The organism is Streptomyces sp. NPDC127108 (assembly GCF_042677545.1).
Classification (GTDB): Bacteria; Actinomycetota; Actinomycetes; order Streptomycetales; family Streptomycetaceae; genus Streptomyces.
Genome location: NZ_JBHXTE010000107.1, coordinates 1 through 2623, shown reverse-complemented (window position 1 = coordinate 2623; position 2623 = coordinate 1). Strand labels below are relative to the sequence as shown.

General features: G+C 72.8%; 2 protein-coding genes. One reads left to right on the top strand and one right to left on the bottom strand.

Features of this window, described 5'->3' with window-relative positions; genetic code table 11:
* The first annotated feature begins 125 nt into the window (after positions 1–125).
* Positions 126–971, top strand: a complete 846-nt coding sequence (locus ACFVHO_RS40530) for an oxygenase MpaB family protein (RefSeq protein ID WP_385725553.1) — start codon at positions 126–128, stop codon at positions 969–971.
* Between the two features lie 38 nt (positions 972–1009).
* On the opposite strand, the gene ACFVHO_RS40525 is transcribed toward ACFVHO_RS40530, so the two are convergent.
* Positions 1010–2551 carry a M1 family metallopeptidase gene (locus ACFVHO_RS40525; RefSeq protein ID WP_385725554.1) on the bottom strand — a complete coding sequence of 514 codons (1542 nt, stop codon included), beginning with the start codon at positions 2549–2551 and terminating at the stop codon, positions 1010–1012.
* Positions 2552–2623 lie beyond the last annotated feature (72 nt).

The window sequence follows — 2623 nt, the reverse complement described above, 5'->3', positions numbered from 1 at the left end:
GGGCCCGGGGGGGGGGCGGCCCCGGACTCTGCCCCGGGGGGCGCGGGGGGGGCCGCGCCGCCGGGGGGCCCCGGGGGGGGGGGGGTGCCCCCGGGCCCCCCCCCCCGCCGCCGCATACTGGTGGTGTGCACGACCCCGCTCCGCCCCCGTCCGACGGGATCCTGTGGGACATCGCCGGTGAGTACCGCACGCTCCTGGCCCTGCCCGCCGCGATGGCCCTCCAGGTGGCGCATCCGGCGGTCGGCGCGGGCGTCGACGAGCACTCGGTGTTCCGCACGGACCCGTGGGGGCGCGGCGAGCGCTCGATCAGGTCCCTGCTGCTCTGGGTGTACGGGGGAGAGGCCGCCGCCGACGAGGGGCGCAGGCTGCGCGCGCTGCACCGCGACATCCGGGGCACCGACGCCCGCGGACGGCGCTACCACGCGCTCACCCCCGCGAACTACGCCTGGGTGCACGCCACCGCCTTCCCCGTCTACCGGCACTCCCGGGCGTACCTGGGGCAGCCGTTCACGCCCGCGCAGGAACGGCAGCTGTACGCGGAGTGCCTCCAGGTGGGCCGGGTCCTCGGGCTCCACGACCGGGACATGCCGCAGTCCCTGGAGGAGTTCTGGCCGTACTACCGGCGGATGCTCGCGCAGGAGCTGGAGCAGACGGCCGTGGTGCGCGACCTGGTCGCCGTCGACACCCCGCTGCCACCGCCGGACCGCGGCCCACGGGCGCTGCGGATGGTCCTGCGCGTCCTGTGGCCCGTGCTGCTCCCGGGCCTCACGCGATTCCGGCGCTTCCTCACCGTGGGCCTGCTGCCGCCCGACGCCCGCGCCGCCATCGGCCTCGCCTGGACGCCCGCCCAGGAGCGCCGCCTGCGCCGCTTCGGCCGCGCGGTCCGCTGGGCGTACCCGCGCCTGCCCGAACGCCTCCGCTACGCCCCACCGGCCCTCCGCGCCCGGCGGTCCCGCCCGCCCACCCGCTGACCGGGCGGGCGGGGGGACCCCACGGAACTGTGGCGCTGTCAGTGGTCGTGGCCCTTGGCGTGCCCGGCCCCGGCCCCCTCCTCGTGGTCGTGGAGGGAGTTCGTCGCGGCGATCTTCTTCCACGACTTCGGCTTCGCCGGAGCGCCCTTGCCCGCCGCACGGGCGACACCGGCGTCGCGCGCGGCCGGAGCGCCCGGCTTCCCGGCCTTGTAGAGCCAGGTGTCGAAGAGGGCGGAGAGCGGCTTGCCGCTGACCTTCTCGGCGTAGGTCACGAAGTCCCGCACGCTGGCGTTGCCGTACGCGTTCTCCTTCGGCCAGCCCTTGAGGATGCGGAAGAAGGTCTTGTCGCCGACCTCGTTGCGCAGGGCCTGCAGGGCGAGCGCCCCGCGGTCGTACACGGCGATGTGGAACTGGTTGTCAGGACCCGGGTCGCCGGGCTTGACCTGCCAGAAGGGCGAGTCCGCCGCGTTGTTCGCGTACACGTAGTCGGCGAGCTCCTGGGCCGTGCCCTCGCCCTCCTTCTCCGACCACAGCCACTGGCTGTAGCGGGCGAAGCCCTCGTTGACCCAGATGTCCTTCCAGTTCTCCACGGAGACGCTGTCGCCGTACCACTGGTGGGCCAGCTCATGGACGACGATGGAGACGTTGGAGCCGTTCGCGAAGGCCTTCGGGCTGTAGAAGGGCCGCGTCTGGGTCTCCAGGGCGAAGCTGGTGGGCACGTTCGGGACGTACCCGCCAAGGGCGTTGAAGGGGTACTTGCCGAAGACCTCCTCCAGCCACTCGGCGACCTCGGTGGTCCGCTCGATGCTGGCGCGCGCGGCACCCGCGTTGTCGCCGAGGTCCTTGCTGTAGGCGTTGAGGACGGGCAGGCCGTTCTCGGTCTTGTCCGTGGTGATGTCGAACTTGCCGACGGCGAGCGTGGCGAGATACGTGGCCTGCGGCTTGTTGGAGCGCCAGTTGAAGCGGGTCCAGCCGAGCTTGGAGGACTGCGACTGGAGCACGCCGTTGGAGATGGCCTGGGTGCCGTCCGGCACGGACACCGACACGTCGTACGTCGCCTTGTCGCGCGGGTGGTCGTTGCCCGGGAACCACCAGGCCGACGACTCCGGCTCCTGCGCCGCCACGCCGCCGTCGGGCGTGCGCTGCCAGGCGGTGAAGCCGTGGATCTTCACCTCGGACGGCTTCCCGGCGTAACGGACCACGATCGACACCGAACTGCCCTTGGGCAGACCCGCCTTCGGCGTGATCTCCAGCTCCTGTTCGCCGGTCTTGGCGAACGCGGCCTTCTTGCCGTTGACACGGACCTCGCTGACCTTCAGACCGAAGTCGAGGTTGAAGCGCGAGAGGTCCTGGGTGGTGGTGGCCTGGATCGTGGCCGTGCCCTCGAGCAGGTCCGTCTTCGGCTGGTACTTCAGACGCAGGTCGTAGTGGGAGACGTCGTAGCCGCCGTTGCCCGCGTCGGGGTAGTAGTGGTCGCCGGCGCCCGGGGCCCCGGGGGAGAAGTCGGCGGCCGATGCCGGGATCGCCAGCAGGGCGAGCGCGGCCGCGAGAGCGCCCGGGGCGATGAGTCTGCGGTGCACGTGGAACTCCAAGTCATCACGGAACGAGACGGGTTCTGCCGGGGCGCGGCTCGGCGGCCCCAGGGATACGGG